This window comes from Streptomyces sp. NPDC002701 (assembly GCF_042889045.1).
GTDB lineage: Bacteria > Actinomycetota > Actinomycetes > Streptomycetales > Streptomycetaceae > Streptomyces.
This window is the reverse complement of the sequence record NZ_JBIAQL010000005.1, coordinates 654622-672641: the sequence shown is the minus strand read 5'-3', so window position 1 is coordinate 672641 and position 18020 is coordinate 654622. Positions and strand designations below refer to the sequence as shown.

Genomic DNA, 18020 nt, shown 5'->3' with positions numbered 1-18020 from the left:
CTGGGGGAGTGCGGGTTTCGGGCGTCGGTGGGGTGCGGGTCGGTCGGGGCTTGGTGCGGCGTTCCCCGCGCGCCTGAGAGGGCTGCGCCGGGTGGGTCAGTCCTTTTTTAGGACGAAGGATGTCTGGGACTTGGGGAGGCCCGGGGTCTTGGCTTCCACCAAGTAGGTGCCGGGGGTGGCCGAGAGGGCCGGCGGGGTCGCGCACTGCGGGGCGCTCGCCTTGCGGTTCCATTCGACGGTGCGGACGACCTGGTCGTTCGCCGGGACACGGAAGAGGATGCTCGCGGCGCCCGTCGGGCAGTCGGCCGAAGACCAGATCTCGTCGTCGCCGGCGGCCTGCGTGATCGTCAACACCGCCTTCTTCGGGCCGAGATCGAGCTTGCAGTCGCTGCCGGAGGAGTTCTTGGCGATCAGTTCGAAGGTCGGCTTCTCGTCGGGCGTGTAGGAGTTGTGGACACTGCGCAGCGTCAACTTCACCGAGCCCGGCGTGCAGTTGGGGAGACTGGACCCGGCCGGGACCGTGTCACCGGAACCGCCACCCGTTCCACCGCCCGTACCGCCACCCGTGCCCGCACCGCCGGAACCCGCGCCGCCGGAAGCCGAATCGTCCGAGCCGCCGGACCCCGCCGAGCCGCCCGAACCACCGGAGCCGCCGTCGCCGTCACCCTCACCGCTGCCGCTCGACTCGTCGCGTCCGCCCGGGGCTTGGCTGATCGCGGGGTCCGATCCCGAGGGGCCCGGCGTGATCGACGCGGTCGGGTTCTTGTCGTTGGACCCGTCCGCGTCACCCTTGCCGCCACCCCCGCCGTCGGAGGTGACCACCCACGTGATCAGCAGTGCCAACACCGCGACCATGGACGCCAAGATGGCCCTCCGTCGCCAGTAGATGGAGGAGGGAAGCGGCCCGACCGGATTGCGCATAGATCCCACGCCGCAAACTCTACGAGAGATCCGGGAGTTCACCGGCCCCACCCGCCGCTCAACCCGCCAACTTTTTCCGATCATCAGCTCAAGAGCACGGCGGGGACCGTCTTCGACCCGCACCCGAACCACAACACAAGCCCCCGCCCCCGGAAAACCACCGCGGCCCATGGCAGGATCGGACGTGCCATGAGTGCCCCCACGAAACCCACGAAACCGTCGTCCCCCGCCCTCGCCGACACCCACGCGGCCGTCGGCGACATTCCCGCGGCCGTCGGCGACACCCTGCACGGCCCCGTCATCGACTGGTTCCAGCACCACGCGCGGGACCTCCCGTGGCGGCGCCCCGACGCGGGTCCGTGGGGCGTGATGGTGAGCGAGTTCATGCTGCAGCAGACACCGGTGAGCCGCGTGCTCCCCGTGTACGAGCAGTGGCTCGCCCGCTGGCCGAGGCCCGCCGACCTCGCCGAGGACGCGCCGGGCGAAGCCGTCCGCGCCTGGGGCCGCCTCGGCTACCCCCGCCGCGCGCTCCGCCTGCACGGCGCGGCGGTCGCCATAACGGAGCGCCACGGCGGCGACGTACCCACCGAGCACGCCCAGTTGCTCGCGCTGCCCGGCATCGGCGAGTACACGGCGGCGGCGGTGGCCTCCTTCGCGTACGGGCAGCGGCACGCCGTCCTGGACACGAACGTGCGGCGGGTGTTCGCACGGGCCGTCACCGGAGTCCAGTACCCGCCGAACGCCACGACCGCCGCCGAACGCAGGCTCGCCCGCGCCCTGCTGCCCGACGACGAGCGCACCGCCTCGCTCTGGGCCGCCGCGTCCATGGAACTCGGCGCCCTCGTCTGCACGGCGAGGAACGAGGCATGCGTGCGGTGTCCGATAGCGGCCATGTGCACCTGGCGGCTGGCCGGGAAGCCCGCTCACGAGGGCCCGCCGCGGCGCGGTCAGACGTACGCGGGCACGGACCGGCAGGTACGCGGCCGCCTGCTCGCCGTGCTGCGCGAAGCGGTCACGCCCGTACCGCAGTCGGTCCTCGACCGGGTGTGGGAGGAGCCCGTGCAGCGGGCCCGCGCCCTGGACGGACTGGTCTCCGACGGACTGGTCGAACCGCTCGCCGGCGGTCTGTACCGGCTCCCCCAGGGCTGACCCACGCGCTGACCCACGCGCTGACCCGCGACCGCACCACGCACCGACCCACGACTGCCCCACACACCGACCCGACAGCCGGTCCTCAGGTCCCACCGGGTCGTGTGACAGGGGCCCGGCAGGCAAATCGCCCCGTACCCGCACCAGTCACCGCGCTCCTTTACCCCGCGCCTACTTCCGTTACACAACCGACGGACAGCCGAGCGCTCGCCGCAGGCTCGCTCGGACAGCCCCGTGACAACACGTCCGTAACTTCAGTGCCGTACCGCGCAGCAGCGGTACGGCAGGCAACGGACAGCCGGCAGCACGCGGGTCGGAACGGGGACGGAGGCGGTTGGCATGGCGCACGGCGAGGTGCTCGAGTTCGAGGAGTACGTCCGCACCCGGCAGGACGCGCTGCTGCGCAGCGCACGCCGCCTGGTCCCCGACCCCATCGACGCGCAGGACCTCCTGCAGACGGCGCTGGTGCGGACGTACGGGCGCTGGGACGGCATCGCGGACAAGCGCCTCGCCGACGCCTATCTGCGCCGCGTCATGATCAACACGCGGACGGAGTGGTGGCGGGCCCGCAAGCTGGAGGAGGTCCCCACCGAACAGCTGCCGGACGCGAGCGTGGACGACTCCACCGAGCAGCACGCGGACCGCGCGCTCCTGATGGACATCATGAAGGTGCTCGCTCCCAAGCAGCGCAGCGTCGTCGTGCTGCGACACTGGGAGCAGATGTCCACGGAGGAGACGGCCGCCGCTCTCGGCATGTCGGCCGGCACGGTCAAGAGCACACTGCACCGGGCGCTCGCCAGGCTCCGCGAAGAGCTGGAGCGCCGGGCCTGTGACGAGAACGACGAGCTCGGCGTACGCACGCCGGAGCGTGAGGAGCGGGAGCGTTGCGCGGCCTAGACACTGAGGCCCCCCGGGCCCGCGGGGTCCGGAAGGCGGTGATCACGGCGGGGGCCGTGTTCGCCGCCCTCGGCCTTTTCGTGTCCGCCTGCGGTACGGGCGGCACCGGCGCCCGGGACGAGGGCCCGGCCCTGTCGGACCCGGTCTCCGGAAGCGCCGTGGCCCCCGCCCTCTCCCCGTCGGCGACCCCCGACCGGGTGAACGCGGTGCGGCTCGTCCGGGCCGACCCGGGGGTCAGCGCGGCGGTCAAGCGCGACCTGAAACCGTGCGTCGGCGACGAGTACCCGGTCGACGTGTCGTACGGCAACCTCACCGGCGGATCCGTCGACGACGTCGTGATCAACGTGATGACCTGCGGGGACGCGGTCGGTGTCGGCTCGTACGTGTACCGGGAGGAGGGTGACGTGTACCGGAACGTCTTCCGCGCCGAGGAACCCCCGGTGTACGCGGAGATCGACCGGGGCGACCTGGTGATCACCCAGCAGGTCTACGAGAAGGACGACTCGGTGACGTCTCCGTCCGGCGAGGAAGTGATCACGTACCGCTGGTTGGCGACGCGCTTCACCGAGCGGGCCAGGACGCACAACGACTACAGCAAAGTGGTGGGCGGCGAGACGGCGGCCCCGGCCGAGCAGTAGTGCAGACCCTTCGGGTGGGCGCCGTCGAGCCGTCGAAGCGCCACCCGCCGGCGCGCGGCCGGGCGGGCGGCCCACCGACCGAGTGAGCGCGTGACCTACCGACCGACCGCGTGACCGACCGACTGCGTGACCGAGCGAGCGACCGAGCGTGTGCACGACCGACCGAGAAACTGAGAGCACCGGATGGCAGAGCAGACCCATGTCCTGTTCGTCGAGGACGACGATGTCATTCGCGAGGCCACCCAACTCGCGCTGGAGCGCGACGGCTTCGCGGTGACCGCCGTGCGCGACGGCCTGTCGGGGCTCGAGGCGTTCCGCGCGGACCGGCCCGACATCGCGCTCCTCGACGTGATGGTGCCGGGCCTCGACGGGGTGTCGCTGTGCCGGCGGATCCGTGACGAGTCGACCGTTCCCGTGATCATGCTGTCGGCCCGCGCCGACTCGATCGACGTCGTCCTCGGCCTGGAGGCGGGCGCCGACGACTATGTGACGAAGCCCTTCGACGGGGCCGTGCTGGTCGCTCGCATCCGGGCCGTGCTGCGGCGCTTCGGGCACGCGAGCGGTCCGCGGTCCGGCGCCGCGGCGGACGGCGCCGCGGCCGACCCCGGTGGCGGGGTGCTGTCCTTCGGCGCCGGCGACGGCGAACTGGAGGTCGACACGGAGGGCATGGAGGTGCGCAGGGGAGGCACTCCGGTGGCTCTGACACCCACCGAGATGCGGCTGCTCCTGGAGTTCTCGTCCGCACCGGGTACGGTCCTGTCGCGCGACAGGCTTCTGGAACGGGTGTGGGACTACGGCTGGGGCGGTGACACCCGGGTCGTGGACGTCCATGTGCAGCGGCTGCGTACGAAGATCGGCCAGGACCGGATCGAGACGGTCCGCGGTTTCGGCTACAAGTTGAAGGGCTGAGCGGAGCGGACGATGCGGAGGAGCGACAGCAACGACAGAAGCGACAGAAGCGACAGCCGGGAGCGGGTCCTGGACAGCGACGGCAGACATGACAGACACGACAGCCAGGACGGCCGGGGCAGCCAGGGGGAAGTTCTCGGCAGCCACGGGGAGGTCCTCGGCAGTCGGCGGCAGGGGCTCGGCGAGCGGGCCGGGGCAGGCCGGCGCGAGCGACTCGGGCGCCTGATGCCGCGTACGGGGCTCAGGTGGAAGCTCAGCGCCGCGATCGCCGCGGTCGGCGCGCTGGTGGCCGTCGCGCTGAGCCTGGTCGTGCACAACGCCGCCCGGGTCTCGATGCTCGACAACGCGCGCGACCTCGCGGACGAGCGCGTCCAGATCGCGCAGCGGAACTACGAGTCCTCCGGGCGGCCGAACTTCCCCGGCATCAAGATCGACGACCCCGCCCTGCCGGAGGACCTGCTGGCGAAGGCGAAGGACGGGCGCCGGGCGACCTATGTGACGGAGCACCCCAGCGGCGTGCCCGACATCTGGGCGGCCGTCCCGCTCAAGGACGGCCGGATCCTGTCACTGCACACGAGCTTCACCGACCGCAGCACGACCGTGCTCAAGGACCTCGACGAGGCCCTGCTCATCGGCTCGATCGCGGTGGTCTTCGGCGGCTGCGCGCTCGGCGTCCTGATCGGCGGCCAGCTCTCGCGACGGCTCCGCAAGGCGGCCATGGCGGCCCGGCGGGTCGCGCAGGGCGAACCGGACGTACGGGTACGGGACTCCATCGGCGGGGTCGTGCGCGACGAGACGGACGACCTGGCGCGGGCCGTGGACGCGATGGCGGACGCCCTGCAGCAGCGCATCGAGGCGGAGCGGCGGGTGACCGCGGACATCGCGCACGAGCTGCGTACGCCGGTGACCGGGCTGCTCACGGCGGCCGAACTGCTGCCGCCCGGGCGCCCGACGGAACTCGTACGGGACCGGGCGCAGGCCATGCGCCAGCTGGTCGAGGACGTCCTGGAGGTGGCCCGGCTGGACAGCGCGTCCGAGCGGGCCGAGTTGCAGGACATCGTGCTGGGCGAGTTCGTGACCCGGCGGATGATCGCGCGCGACCCGGGGATCCGCGTCCGCGTGGTGCACGAGTCGGCGGTCACCACCGACCCGCGCCGGCTGGAGCGCGTCCTCATCAACCTCCTGGTCAACGCCGCCAAGCACGGCAAGCCGCCCATCGAGGTCACCGTCGAGGGCCGGGTCATCCGGATCCGCGACCACGGGCCCGGCTTTCCCGAGGCGCTGCTCGCGGAGGGGCCCCGGCGCTTCCGTACCGGCAGCAGTGACCGGGCGGGGCACGGGCACGGGCTGGGGCTGACCATCGCCGCGGGTCAGGCGCGGGTGCTGGGGGCGCGGCTCACGTTCCGCAACGTGCGGGCGGTGGGGGCGCCGGACGGTGTCCCGGCGGAGGGGGCGGTGGCGGTGCTGTGGCTCCCGGAACACGCCCCGACGAACACGGGCAGCTACCCGATGCTGCCGCCGGGGTGAGGGCCCCGCGATCGCGCTGCGCACTCGTCCTCAATCGCCGGACGGGCTGATTCATTGGCCCGTCCGGCGATTGAGGACCGGGGGCCCGGGGGCGGAGCCCCCGCTGCCTACCCCGCACCCCCGCCGGAGGCACCCCGCAACGGGACCTCCTTCACGAACACCGCCGTCACCAGCGCGACCACCGCCACGGCGGCACCCAGCAGGAACGCGGAGTGCGTGCCGGACGCGACCGCGTGCTGGTACGCCTCCCGCGCCGCCACCGGCAACTTCGCCAGACTCGCCGCGTCCAGCTGCGCCGACTGTTCGGTGACCTTGGACCCCAGTGCCCCGGCCCGCTCGCTCATCACGTCCTGGACCCGGTTGTTGAACAGGGCTCCCATGATCGCGACCCCGAAGGACGAGCCGAGCGTACGGAACAGGGTGGTCGAGGACGACGCGACGCCCATGTCCTTCATCTCGACGCTGTTCTGCGAGACGAGCATGGTGATCTGCATCAGACAGCCCATGCCCGCGCCGACGACGGCCATGTACACACCGGACGTCAGCCGCGAGGTGTCGGTGTCCATGAGCGACAGCAGGTACAGCCCGACCACCATCAGCGCGCTGCCCACGATCGGGAAGACCTTGTAGCGCCCGGTGTTGGTGGTCACGCGTCCGGCGACCATGGAGGTCACGAGCATCGCGCCGAGCATCGGCAGGAGCAGCAGTCCGGAGTTGGTCGCGGAGGCGCCCTGCACCGACTGCTGGTAGAGCGGCAGGAACAGCACCGCGCCGAACATCACGAACCCGGCGACGAAGCCGACGACGGACATCAGCGTGAAGTTGCGGCTGCGGAAGATGTGCAGCGGCATGACCGGCGCGGCGGCCTTGGTCTGCACGAACAGGAAGCCGACGAGTGCGGCGACCCCGATCGCGATCAGCTCCATGATCATGGCGGAGTCCCAGGCGTACTCGGTCCCGCCCCAGGTGGTGACGAGCACGATCGCGGTGATGCCCACGGTGAGCAGCGCGGCGCCCAGGTAGTCGATCCGCGCCTCCACCCGCTTCTTCGGCAGGTGCAGTACGGCGCTGACGGCGACCAGCGCCACGATGCCGAGCGGCAGGTTGATGTAGAAGGACCAGCGCCAGCCCCAGTGGTCGGTGATGGTGCCGCCGACCAGCGGTCCGCCGATCATGGCGAGGGCCATCACGCCGGCCATCATGCCCTGGTACTTGCCCCGCTCGCGCGGGGGGATCAGGTCACCGATGATCGCCATGACGCCGACCATCAGACCGCCCGCGCCGAGTCCCTGGATCGCGCGGAACCCGATGAGCTGGCCCATGTCCTGGGCCATTCCGCTCAGCGCCGACCCGATCAGGAAGAGCACGATCGAGGTCATGAAGACGCCCTTGCGCCCGTACATGTCGCCGAGCTTGCCCCAGATCGGGGTGGAGGCGGCGGTCGCGAGCGTGTACGCGGTGACGACCCACGACAGGTGTTCGAGGCCGCCCAGTTCTCCCACGATGGTCGGCATCGCGGTGCCGACGATCATGTTGTCGAGCATCGCGAGCAGCATCGCGATCATCAGGGCGAGCAGGACGACCCGGACGCTCCGGGGCTGCTTGCCCGTGTCCCCGGCGCCCACGGCGACCGGGGTGCCCGTGGTGCCTGTGCCGACCGTGGGCGCCGTCGCCTGTCCGCCGGCGTCCGCCGGTGTCCCCGCCCGCTCGCCTGCGCCCTCGGGGCCCGCCGGTATCTTCGTCCGTTTGCGGGGCTTCCTCGCCTCGCCCGCCGCGTCGGCCGTCCCGGCCGCCCTTGTGTCCGCCACTGTCCCACTCCCCTGGGTACCGCCCTGCCACTTACTTGCCGACCGGCAAGCTGACTACACTGGGGAAAGTAGACCCGTAACTAGCCGGGCGTCAAGTAAGTTCTTTCTTACCTACGCCGTGGGCGTGTGACCAGGACGAGGAGCGCCACGATGGACGGCAGCAGGCAGCGGCGGCGCGGAGACACCCGCCAGCGCATCCAGGACGTGGCCGTCGAACTCTTCGCCGACCAGGGCTACGAGAAGACCTCCCTGCGCGAGATCGCCGAACGGCTGGACGTCACGAAGGCGGCGCTCTACTACCACTTCAAGACGAAGGAAGACATCCTCATCAGCCTCTTCGAGGACCTGACGAGGCCGATCGACGAACTGATCGAGTGGGGCAGGGGACAGCCGCGCGTCCTCGACACCAAGCGGGAGCTGCTGCACCGGTACAGCAGGGCCCTCACCGACGCGGCGCCCCTGTTCCGCTTCATGCAGGAGAATCAGGCGACGGTCCGTGAGCTGAGCATCGGGGAGTCCTTCAAGGACCGCATGCTCAAGATGCTGGACATCATCAAGGAGCCGGACGCCCCGCTGACGGACCAGGTCCGGTGCGTGAGCGCCCTGTTCACCATGCACGCGGGGATGTTCGCCCTCAAGGACATGGAAGGCGACCCCGAGGACAAGAGGAAAGCCGTCCTGGAGGTCGCCGTCGAGCTGGTCACGCGGGCCCACTCCGGCCCGCACGAGTCCTGAGCGCCGCCGCCTAGAGGCGCACGCCCTTGGTGCGCAGGAAGGCGACCGGGTCGACCGCCGTGCCGTAGTTGGGCGTCGTACGGATCTCGAAGTGCAGGTGCGGCCCGCTGGAGTTGCCGGTGTTGCCGGACAGCGCGATCCGCTGGCCGGTCTTGACGGCCTGGCCGGCCTTCACGTGCACGCGGGACAGGTGCGCGTACTGCGAGTACGTGCCGTTGCTGTGCTTGATCACGACGGCGTTGCCGTACGCGGGTCCGTCACCGGCGCCGTTGCCGCCGGCCTTCACGACGGTGCCGCCGTGGGTGGCGAAGACCTGGGTGCCGGAGGAGACGGCGAAGTCCTGGCCGGAGTGGGTGGACGACCACAGATTGCCGGCCTGGGCGAAGCTCGCGGAGAGCTTGTACTCCTTGACCGGGTCGACCCAGGAGGCGGCCGTCTTCGCGGCGCTCGGCTTGGCGGCCTTCCCGGCGGCGGCCTTCTTGGCGGCCGCCTTGCTCTTCGTCTGCGCGGCCGTGGCGGCCTTGGCCTGCGCGGCGGCCTGCTGCTGCACGGCGGCTGCGGCCGACTCCGGCAGGGCCACGGCGTTCGCCCTGGCGTCGGCTGCGACCGCGACCCCGGCTCCGACGGCGGCCGAGGCTCCCAGGCCGAGGGCCAGGACGGCCGCCCGGGCACGGAGCTGGGACGTGCCGGGCATGAGGAACGTGGTGCGCTGCGACATGGGGACTACCTCCGGGGGGACGGGCAACAACACACCCGGCGCGCTGACGGTGCGCCGGGCGGGGTCGGTCATCCCTTGGTAACCCGCGTCCCCGCCAACCCCCAAAACCCCCATCTACGACCGCAAGTCGTACTTGACCTCAAAACTTTCGACTTCTTGACAGAAACACCGGCCAGTCCGAAATTATCCCGTTTCTCCCGTCGAAGACCGGTTTACATACACTTCAGACGCGGTCCCTCCGGCCCCGCTCCCGCCTCGCCCACCGGTCCTCCCGGCCGGGGGGACTCCGACTCCACCCCCAGGGCCGAAGGTCCCTTCCGCCCGTGCCCGAAGCGCCACTATCACCCCTAGTAGGGCTCGAAACCCCTGTGCGTCATGTCACCGGGCGGCAAGATCCAGGAGTGGTCGGATGTGACGGCGGCTACAGCCCCGCCCTCATCCCCGCAGCGGCAACGCCCCGAAGACATGCCCCCGCCACAGCGCCCGTGACCCCTCCTCCGGATACGCGGCCACACTCGGCCGCACGGCGAAGATCCGCGTCGGCCGCCGCTCGACGTCGTACGCGGCCCAGCCCGGCCCCTCCCCCGCCGCGAACCCCGTCCACGCGGACCGGAACAGCCGCGACAGCTCCTCCGCCTCGGCGGGCGGCGCCTCTCCGAACAGCAGCGCCGGCAGCCCGCCGCGCAGGTTCCCGAAGACCAGCGGCACATCGAGCCCGTGGCAGGCCCCGAGCAGCCCGCCCATGCCGGGCGCCTCCCACACGAGCTCGTAGAGGTGGGCGCGCCCGCCGCCCGCGACCTGGGCCTCGGCCAGCTGCAGGGTGGGCATACGGAAGAGCCAGTCGGAGTGGACCCGCTCGTACAGTCCCGCCGCATCGAGCTCCGGGGCGGCCTTCCGGTATGCCTCGTCCCCGCCCCCGGCCGGTGAGAAGTTCCGCAGCGCCTGCGCCGCCCGCTCCTGCGCCATCTCCTGGCCCAGTGTCCCGTCGAGCGCCATGAAGAGCCGGTACTCGTCCCGCGTGTGACCCACGACGAGGTCGATGTCCCGTGCGGCGCCGGCGGCGAGCGCCTCCCAGGGCGCGCGGGGCAGCACGTCTCCGTCCACCACGGGTGCCAGCGGGATCGCCGTGTGCGCCAGCACTCCCCACCTCCGCGCGTACTGCCCCATCCGCGCCCCGAGCGCGTCCGCCGCCCCGGGCAGCAGCCCCGGCGCCACCGTGGCCAGGTCGTCCACGGCCGGCCGCAGTCCCAGCTCCGCGGCGAGCTCCGAGGCGACGTCCGCGGCGAGCGCGGACGAGAGGAACGGGCCGGGCACGCTCTGCACGACGGCCCGGCGGAAGAGACCCGCCGCACGCGGCATCGCGAGCAGCGCGGCGAGCGAGCCCGCGCCGGCCGACTGGCCGAAGACCGTGACCCGGTCCGGGTCGCCGCCGAAGGCCCGGATGTTGTCCCGCACCCACGCGAGCGCGGCGACCTGGTCGAGCAGCCCGCGGTTGGCCGGCGCGCCCTCGACGAGCCCGAACCCCTCGATGCCCAGCCGGTAGTTGAGCGTCACGAGGACGACGCCGCCCTCGCCCGCCAGCCGGCCGCCGTCGTACTCGGGCAGGCCCGTCATCCCGATGACGTACGCGCCGCCGAACAGGTAGACCATCACCGGCAGCCCGGCGCCGGGCCCGGGATCGGGCGTCCACACGTTGAGCGTCAGCCAGTCGCCGTCGTCGGCGTCCGCGGGGGCCAGCGCGTCCATGCCGAACGCGGCGGACTGCGGAGGCGGCGTCCCGAACGCGGTCGCCCGCCGTACGCCGTCCCAGCCCGGCGCGGGCCTCGGTGCCCCGAACCGCAGCGGGCCGACGGGCGGCGCGGCATAGGGGACGCCCCGGAAGACCGCCGTACCGGCGTTCCCGGCCGTTCCCCTCAACACACCTGCTGCGGTACGGACTTCGGGCGCGTCGGCAGCCATGGCCGCTCCCCTCCGTGGGCGGTTCGGACACTGCGGATCCTCCCGCCGTACCGGTCCGTACTGCCACCGCATTTGTCGCGCCAAGATCCACCGGCACGGACAGGGGCGCGTCCCGGCCGGTACGCTGGCCGACCATCCACCATGCCCTCGGGGGAGCGCCATGGAACCGGCAACCGTAGGCGTGCGGCTGGCGTCCAGCGTGGCCACACCGCTCATCAGGAAACTCTTCGTGACGGAGGGGCCGGGCGCGGGCCTGGTCGACCGGCCCGTACGCATCTCGTCCCGCGTCTCCTTCAAGGGCGAGCAGCGCACACTGAACGCGAGGGACGTGACCCGCCTCGCCACCGAACTGGTCGCGCGGGCCGTCCGGGACGCCTCCGAACGGCCCGTCCCCACCGACGAGGAACAACCCGTCGTGCACGCCCTCGCCGACACCCTGCATGCCCTCGGCGACCTCACCATGACGGACGCGCAGGCCGTGGCCCTCGGCCACACGGGCCTTGCGCTGCATCTGCGCCACACCGCCGGGAACCCCGGCCGGGACCTCGGCTTCGACGCGACGCTGTTCTACGAGCGGCTGCTCGACACGGCCTGTCTGCACATCCTGCACTTCTTCACCCAGCGCTCGACCTTTGTGCCCAGGACCCTCGTCGAACAGACCCGCCGGCAGGCCGAACTCATCGCGAAGGTGGACGAGCTGATCGCCCGGACGGCGCCGCCCGGCGGCGGCGACGCGGCGTTCGAGCGGCGCCTCCTCGCCCACACGGCGACGAAGCACAGCCGGCTCACCATCTACGGCATCGACCTGATGAACTCGCCGGACCGCTGGCCCCTGGACGCCGCCTACCTCACCCTCCAGGCCCTGCGCCCCGCCACGGACGACGAGGACGGCGGGGCCGCCGGCACGCCCGCCCTGCCGCTGTCCGCCGACGACGCGCTGTCCGAACAGGACCTGGTACTGCTGCGGGGAGTCGCCGGATCGGGCAAGACGACACTGGTGCAGTGGCTCGCGGTGACGGCGGCACGGGGCGAGCGCGGTGACCGGATCCCCTTCGTCCTGCCCCTGCGTACCCTCGTCCGGCGCCCCGGCGGACTGCCCGCGCCCGCCGACTTCCTCGCCGCCACCCGCGTGCCCTTCCACGGCGCGGCGCCGGCCGGCTGGGCCGACCGGGTGCTCGGGGCGGGCCGCGGGCTGCTGCTCGTCGACGGCATGGACGAGATACCGGAACCCGACCGCGAGCGCACCCGTCGCTGGCTGCGCGACCTGCTCGACGCCTATCCGGGCAACCAGTGGCTGATCACCTCACGCCCCTCGGCCGTCCGTGAGAACTGGCTCGCCGCGGACGGCTTCACGGAACTCGCGCTCGCCCCGATGAGCCGCGACGACGTCAGGGCGTTCATCGAACGCTGGCACCTGGCGGCCCGCGTCGACGCCCCGGACACCGAACGCCTCGCCGCGTACGAGACCTCGCTGCTCGACGCCGTCGGCACCAAGCCGGACCTCGGCCGCCTCGCCACCAACCCCCTGATGTGCGGCCTGATCTGCGCCCTGCACCGGGACCGGCGCGGCTATCTGCCGCACGGACGGCAGGAGTTGTACGACGCCGCGCTCTCCATGCTCCTCGCGCGCCGCGACCAGGAGCGGGACATGCTCCCGCACGACGACGTCCGGCTCACCGAACTCCCCCAGATCCAGCTCCTCCAGCGCCTGGCCTACTGGCTGATCCGCAACAACCGGCTGGAGATGGACCGCGAACGGGCCGAGCGGCTCATCGCGGACGCCCTGCCCGCCCTGCCCGCCGTCGCGAGCCAGGGCGACGCCGCCACGATCTACCGCCATCTCCTGGTACGCAGCGGACTGCTCCGCGAGCCCTCGCTCGGCACGGTCGAGTTCGTCCACCGCACCTTCCAGGACTACCTGGGCGCGAAGGCGGCGGTGGAGGACGGCGACTTCGGGCTGCTGGTCCGGGGCGCCGCCGACTCCCAGTGGTCGGACGTGATCCGGATGGCCGTCGCCCACGCCCGGCCCCGCGAACGGGCGGAGTTCCTCACCCAGTTGCTGGCCGCCGCCGAACACGCCGGGCCGGCCGGCGGCACCCGCATCCGGCTGCTCGCCCTGGCCGGCCTGGAGCACGCCACGGAACTCGCCCCGGACGTCAGGGCCGCCGTGGAGGAACAGGCGGCGACGCTCATCCCGCCCCGTACCGCCGAGGAGGCCCGGGAGCTGGCCGCGGTCGGCCCGCTGGCGCTGGAACTGCTGCCCGGGCCCGAGGGCCTGTCCGAGGCGGAGGCCCGGGCCGTCGTCGTCACCGCGTCCCTCATCGGCACCGACGCGGCCCTGCCGGTCCTGGCCCGCTACCGCTCCCACCCCGCCCTGTCGATCCGCGCCCAGCTCACCTGGACGTGGCACCGCTTCGACTGCGAGCGGTACGCGGCCGACGTCATCGCCCACCTGCCCGAGGACGACCTGTACTTCACCGCGCACTCGGCGGACCACCTGCGCGCCCTGCGCTCCCTCGGCGGGCGGCAGCGGCTGCAGACCGAGGGGAACATCGAGGCCGCCGAGCTGGAGTCCGTGCTCGTCCCGGACGTCACGCGCATGCTCGTCTCGCGGCGCAACCGTGCCCTGCGCTCCCTGGACTGTCTCTCCTCGCTCCACCGGCTCAGGCACCTGGACATCAGCGGCAGCCCGGACGTGGCGGACCTGAGTCCGCTGGCCGGGCTTCCGCTGGAGTGGCTGTCGGTGGACCTCATGGAGGGCCTGGAGAAGCCCGACGTGCTGTCACCGCTCTCGGCGTCCCCGCACTTGCGAAGCCTCGACATCGGATGCGCGCTCATGGGTGAGTCCCTCGACGCCGTCCTCCCGGCGGGTCTCGGTCTCACCTATCTGCGCTTCACGAAGAGCGCCCTTCGCCGCACCGGGCTGCGCGGCCTGCACCGGATGCGCTCGGTGCGGACGCTGAGCCTGGCCGGCCTCCACGAACCGCTCACCCCGCGGGACCGCGAGGAGGTGGCGCTGCTGCCCGGGCTGACGGATCTGCGCCTCAACTGGACGGCGGTCCCGTGGACGGACGGCCCCGTCCTGCCGGGCATCGAGCGGCTCTGCTTCAACAGGTTCACCGGGACCGAGGACCTCTCGGCGGTACCGGCCCTGTTTCCCGGGCTGCGGTCCGTCACCTTCGTCCTCGCCCCGGAGACGACGGAGGTGCCGGAGGTGCCGGAGGAGATCCTCCGGCGTCTCCCGGGCACGCACTCCGTCGTGAAACCGCACACGGTCCTGTAGGGGTCTGGCCCAACCCCACACGCCCGCCCTACAGTTACCGCTCGGTAATCTTGTCGCCCCCCGCCGGCCTCACACGCCCATGAGCATGCACACGACTCATGTCCCGCAGCGCTCCGACGCGAGAGGAACCCCCCACCCATGACCGGAAGCAGCCTGCAGCGCCTCCTCGGCGTGACCGTCGCCGCCACGGCGGCCACCGCTGCCCTGATCAGCCCCGCGACCGCCGCGACCCCGGCCGCGGCCACCACCACGGCCACCACCGTGGCGGCCGCCGCCGCGGACGTGGACTACGACACCTGGCAGAGGGACTGCCGGGCCGTCATGGCCACGGCACTGCCCTACCTGAAGGAACGCATCGCCGACGGGTCCGCCGGCGAGAAGCAGGCCGTCGTCCTCGACATCGACAACACCGCCCTGGAGACCGACTTCGGCTTCAGCTACCCCTCGCCGGCCAACGCGCCCGTCCTCGACGTGGCGAAGTACGCGCAGGACCACGGCGTCGCCCTGTTCTTCGTCACCGCCCGCCCGGGCATCATCAAGTCGGTGACGGACTACAACCTCAAGCACGCCGGCTACCGGGTCTCCGGTCTGCACGTACGCAGCTTCGTCGATCTCTTCGTGAACGTGGCCGACTACAAGACCGCCCAGCGCAAGGCCATCGAGGCCAAGGGCTACACGATCATCGCGAACATCGGCAACAGCGCCACCGACCTGTCGGGCGGTCACGCCGAGAAGACGTACAAGCTTCCCGACTACGACGGCCAGCTGTCCTGACGGACGGGACACCCCGGCAGACGGAAGGGGCCGGTGCCCGAAAGCACCGGCCCCTCGGTCGTCCGGCAGGCAGTCGCCCGCCGGGCGGTCGTTCTCAGGCGGACCCGGAGGTCACGCCTCCTTGCTCAGGTTGGGGCCTGCCCCACCGGCCGCCTGTTCGATCGGCGGGACGTCCGGCAGCGCGGACTTCTCCTCGCCGCGGAAGGTGAAGGTCTTCGCCTCACCCTCGCCCTCGGTGTCCACGACCACGATGTGACCGGGGCGCAGCTCGCCGAAGAGGATCTTCTCCGACAGCGTGTCCTCGATCTCGCGCTGGATGGTGCGACGCAGCGGACGCGCACCCAGCACCGGGTCGTAACCCTTCGTGGACAGCAGCTCCTTGGCGGACTGGGAGAGCTCGATGCCCATGTCCCGGTCCTTCAGGCGCTCGTCGACCTTGCCGACCATCAGGTCGACGATCCGCAGGATGTCCTCCTGCGTGAGCTGCGGGAAGACGACCACGTCGTCGACGCGGTTGAGGAACTCGGGCCGGAAGTGCTGCTTCAGCTCGTCCGAGACCTTGTTCTTCATGCGCTCGTAGTTGGTCTTCTTGTCACCCGAGGCCGCGAAGCCCAGGTTGAAGCCCTTGGAGATGTCCCGCGTGCCGAGGTTGGTCGTCATGATGATGACCGTGTTCTTGAAGTCCACGACCCGGCCCTGGGAGTCGGTCAGGCGACCGTCCTCCAGGATCTGCAGCAGCGAGTTGAAGATGTCCGGGTGGGCCTTCTCGACCTCGTCGAAGAGGACGACGGAGAACGGCTTGCGGCGGACCTTCTCGGTCAGCTGCCCGCCCTCCTCGTAGCCCACGTAGCCGGGGGGCGAACCGAAGAGACGCGAGACCGTGTGCTTCTCGCTGAACTCCGACATGTCGAGGGAGATCAGCGCGTCCTCGTCACCGAAGAGGAACTCGGCGAGCGCCTTGGACAGCTCGGTCTTACCGACACCGGACGGGCCGGCGAAGATGAACGAGCCACCGGGACGCTTCGGGTCCTTCAGACCGGCGCGCGTACGGCGGATCGCCTTCGACAGCGCCTTGACGGCGTCGACCTGGCCGATGACCCGCTTGTGGAGCTCGTCCTCCATGCGCAGCAGACGCGAGGACTCCTCCTCGGTCAGCTTGAAGACCGGGATGCCGGTGGCGGTCGCGAGGACCTCGGCGATCAGCTCGCCGTCGACCTCGGCGACGACATCCATGTCGCCGGCCTTCCACTCCTTCTCGCGCTTGGCCTTGGCGGCCAGGAGCTGCTTCTCCTTGTCGCGCAGGGAGGCGGCCTTCTCGAAGTCCTGCGAGTCGATCGCGGACTCCTTGTCACGGCGGACGCCGGCGATCTTCTCGTCGAACTCGCGGAGGTCCGGCGGCGCGGTCATCCGGCGGATGCGCATCCGGGAACCGGCCTCGTCGATCAGGTCGATCGCCTTGTCCGGGAGGAAGCGGTCCGAGATGTACCGGTCGGCGAGCGTCGCCGCCTGCACCAGGGCCTCGTCCGTGATGGACACGCGGTGGTGCGCCTCGTAGCGGTCCCGCAGGCCCTTGAGGATCTCGATGGTGTGCGGCAGCGACGGCTCCGCGACCTGGATGGGCTGGAAGCGGCGCTCCAGCGCGGCGTCCTTCTCCAGGTGCTTGCGGTACTCGTCGAGCGTCGTGGCACCGATGGTCTGCAGCTCACCACGGGCCAGCATCGGCTTCAGGATGCTCGCGGCGTCGATGGCGCCCTCGGCGGCACCCGCACCGACCAGCGTGTGCAGCTCGTCGATGAACAGGATGATGTCGCCGCGGGTGCGGATCTCCTTGAGGACCTTCTTCAGGCGCTCCTCGAAGTCACCGCGGTAGCGGGAGCCGGCGACCAGCGCGCCGAGGTCCAGGGTGTAGAGGTGCTTGTCCTTGAGGGTCTCGGGCACCTCGCCCTTGACGATGGCCTGCGCGAGACCTTCGACGACGGCGGTCTTGCCGACGCCGGGCTCACCGATCAGCACCGGGTTGTTCTTCGTGCGGCGGGACAGCACCTGCATGACCCGCTCGATCTCCTTCTCGCGCCCGATGACCGGGTCGAGCTTGGACTCACGAGCGGCCTGGGTGAGGTTCCGGCCGAACTGGTCGAGGACCAGGGACGTCGAGGGGGTGCCCTCGGCGGGGCCGCCACTGGCGCCGGCGGTCTCCTTGCCCTGGTAACCGGAGAGCAGCTGGATGACCTGCTGCCGCACCCGGTTCAGATCTGCGCCCAGCTTGACCAGGACCTGGGCGGCGACGCCCTCGCCCTCACGGATCAGGCCGAGCAGGATGTGCTCCGTGCCGATGTAGTTGTGGCCCAGCTGAAGGGCCTCGCGGAGCGACAGCTCCAGGACCTTCTTGGCACGGGGGGTGAAGGGGATGTGCCCGGACGGGGCCTGCTGGCCCTGGCCGATGATCTCCTCCACCTGCTGGCGGACCGCCTCGAGCGAAATCCCGAGGCTCTCCAGGGCCTTAGCGGCGACACCCTCACCCTCGTGGATCAGGCCCAGGAGGATGTGCTCGGTGCCGATGTAGTTGTGGTTGAGCATCCGGGCTTCTTCCTGAGCCAGGACGACAACCCGCCGCGCGCGGTCGGTGAACCTCTCGAACATCGTTAATCGCTCCTCAGAGCGGTCAGGCAGTAAGGGGACGCTCCCCTCCCTGTCCTTCCGCA

At 71.4% G+C, this 18020-nt stretch carries 13 protein-coding genes; 8 read left to right on the top strand and 5 right to left on the bottom strand.

The genetic code is table 11. The annotated features are described in order from the left end of the window. Positions 1–96: 96 nt before the first annotated feature. Positions 97–930: a hypothetical protein gene (locus tag ACFYXC_RS18715; RefSeq protein WP_389552755.1), complete on the bottom strand. Its 834-nt coding sequence runs from the start codon at positions 928–930 to the stop codon at positions 97–99. A gap of 180 nt (positions 931–1110) precedes the next feature. On the opposite strand from ACFYXC_RS18715, the gene ACFYXC_RS18710 reads away from it, so the two are divergent. The 5 genes from ACFYXC_RS18710 to cseC all read left to right on the top strand — a co-directional run bounded on the left by ACFYXC_RS18710 (position 1111) and on the right by cseC (position 6041). Further along, entirely contained in the window at positions 1111–2070 is a 960-nt protein-coding gene (locus ACFYXC_RS18710) for an A/G-specific adenine glycosylase (protein WP_389552753.1), read from the top strand. Between the two features lie 339 nt (positions 2071–2409). Continuing rightward, entirely contained in the window at positions 2410–2967 is a 558-nt protein-coding gene (locus ACFYXC_RS18705) for a SigE family RNA polymerase sigma factor (RefSeq protein ID WP_389552750.1), read from the top strand. Continuing rightward, entirely contained in the window at positions 2955–3605 is a 651-nt protein-coding gene (locus ACFYXC_RS18700) for a hypothetical protein (RefSeq protein ID WP_389552747.1), read from the top strand. Before ACFYXC_RS18705 ends, ACFYXC_RS18700 begins: the two co-directional genes overlap by 13 nt. Before the next feature lie 183 nt (positions 3606–3788). Next, positions 3789–4514 (top strand): two-component system response regulator CseB, encoded by a 726-nt coding sequence (gene cseB / locus ACFYXC_RS18695; protein WP_389552745.1) that lies wholly within the window; start codon positions 3789–3791, stop codon positions 4512–4514. 225 nt (positions 4515–4739) lie between these two features. Continuing rightward, positions 4740–6041: a two-component system sensor histidine kinase CseC gene (cseC, locus tag ACFYXC_RS18690; protein ID WP_389552866.1), complete on the top strand. Its 1302-nt coding sequence runs from the start codon at positions 4740–4742 to the stop codon at positions 6039–6041. A gap of 107 nt (positions 6042–6148) precedes the next feature. Here cseC and ACFYXC_RS18685 read toward each other — a convergent pair whose 3' ends face one another. Further along, complete coding sequence (locus ACFYXC_RS18685) at positions 6149–7666, bottom strand: MDR family MFS transporter (protein ID WP_389552864.1); 1518 nt, start codon at positions 7664–7666, stop codon at positions 6149–6151. Between the two features lie 333 nt (positions 7667–7999). On the opposite strand from ACFYXC_RS18685, the gene ACFYXC_RS18680 reads away from it, so the two are divergent. Beyond that, entirely contained in the window at positions 8000–8584 is a 585-nt protein-coding gene (locus ACFYXC_RS18680; RefSeq protein ID WP_388911596.1) for a TetR/AcrR family transcriptional regulator, read from the top strand. 10 nt (positions 8585–8594) lie between these two features. Here ACFYXC_RS18680 and ACFYXC_RS18675 read toward each other — a convergent pair whose 3' ends face one another. Both ACFYXC_RS18675 and ACFYXC_RS18670 read right to left on the bottom strand, forming a co-directional pair. Further along, on the bottom strand, positions 8595–9302 hold the full coding sequence (locus tag ACFYXC_RS18675) for a M23 family metallopeptidase (RefSeq protein WP_389552742.1): 708 nt from the start codon (positions 9300–9302) through the stop codon (positions 8595–8597). Positions 9303–9737: 435 nt separating this feature from the next. After that, a complete protein-coding gene (locus tag ACFYXC_RS18670) occupies positions 9738–11261 on the bottom strand; it encodes a carboxylesterase/lipase family protein (protein WP_389552739.1) in 1524 nt (507 codons plus the stop codon). 160 nt (positions 11262–11421) lie between these two features. Between ACFYXC_RS18670 and ACFYXC_RS18665 the strand changes: the two genes are divergently transcribed. Further along, positions 11422–14544, top strand: a complete 3123-nt coding sequence (locus tag ACFYXC_RS18665; RefSeq protein ID WP_389552737.1) for an NACHT domain-containing protein — start codon at positions 11422–11424, stop codon at positions 14542–14544. A 138-nt stretch (positions 14545–14682) separates the two neighbouring features. Next, complete coding sequence (locus ACFYXC_RS18660; protein WP_388911608.1) at positions 14683–15318, top strand: HAD family acid phosphatase; 636 nt, start codon at positions 14683–14685, stop codon at positions 15316–15318. 111 nt (positions 15319–15429) lie between these two features. On the opposite strand, the gene ACFYXC_RS18655 is transcribed toward ACFYXC_RS18660, so the two are convergent. Continuing rightward, complete coding sequence (locus ACFYXC_RS18655; protein ID WP_388911611.1) at positions 15430–17958, bottom strand: ATP-dependent Clp protease ATP-binding subunit; 2529 nt, start codon at positions 17956–17958, stop codon at positions 15430–15432. Positions 17959–18020: the final 62 nt, after the last annotated feature.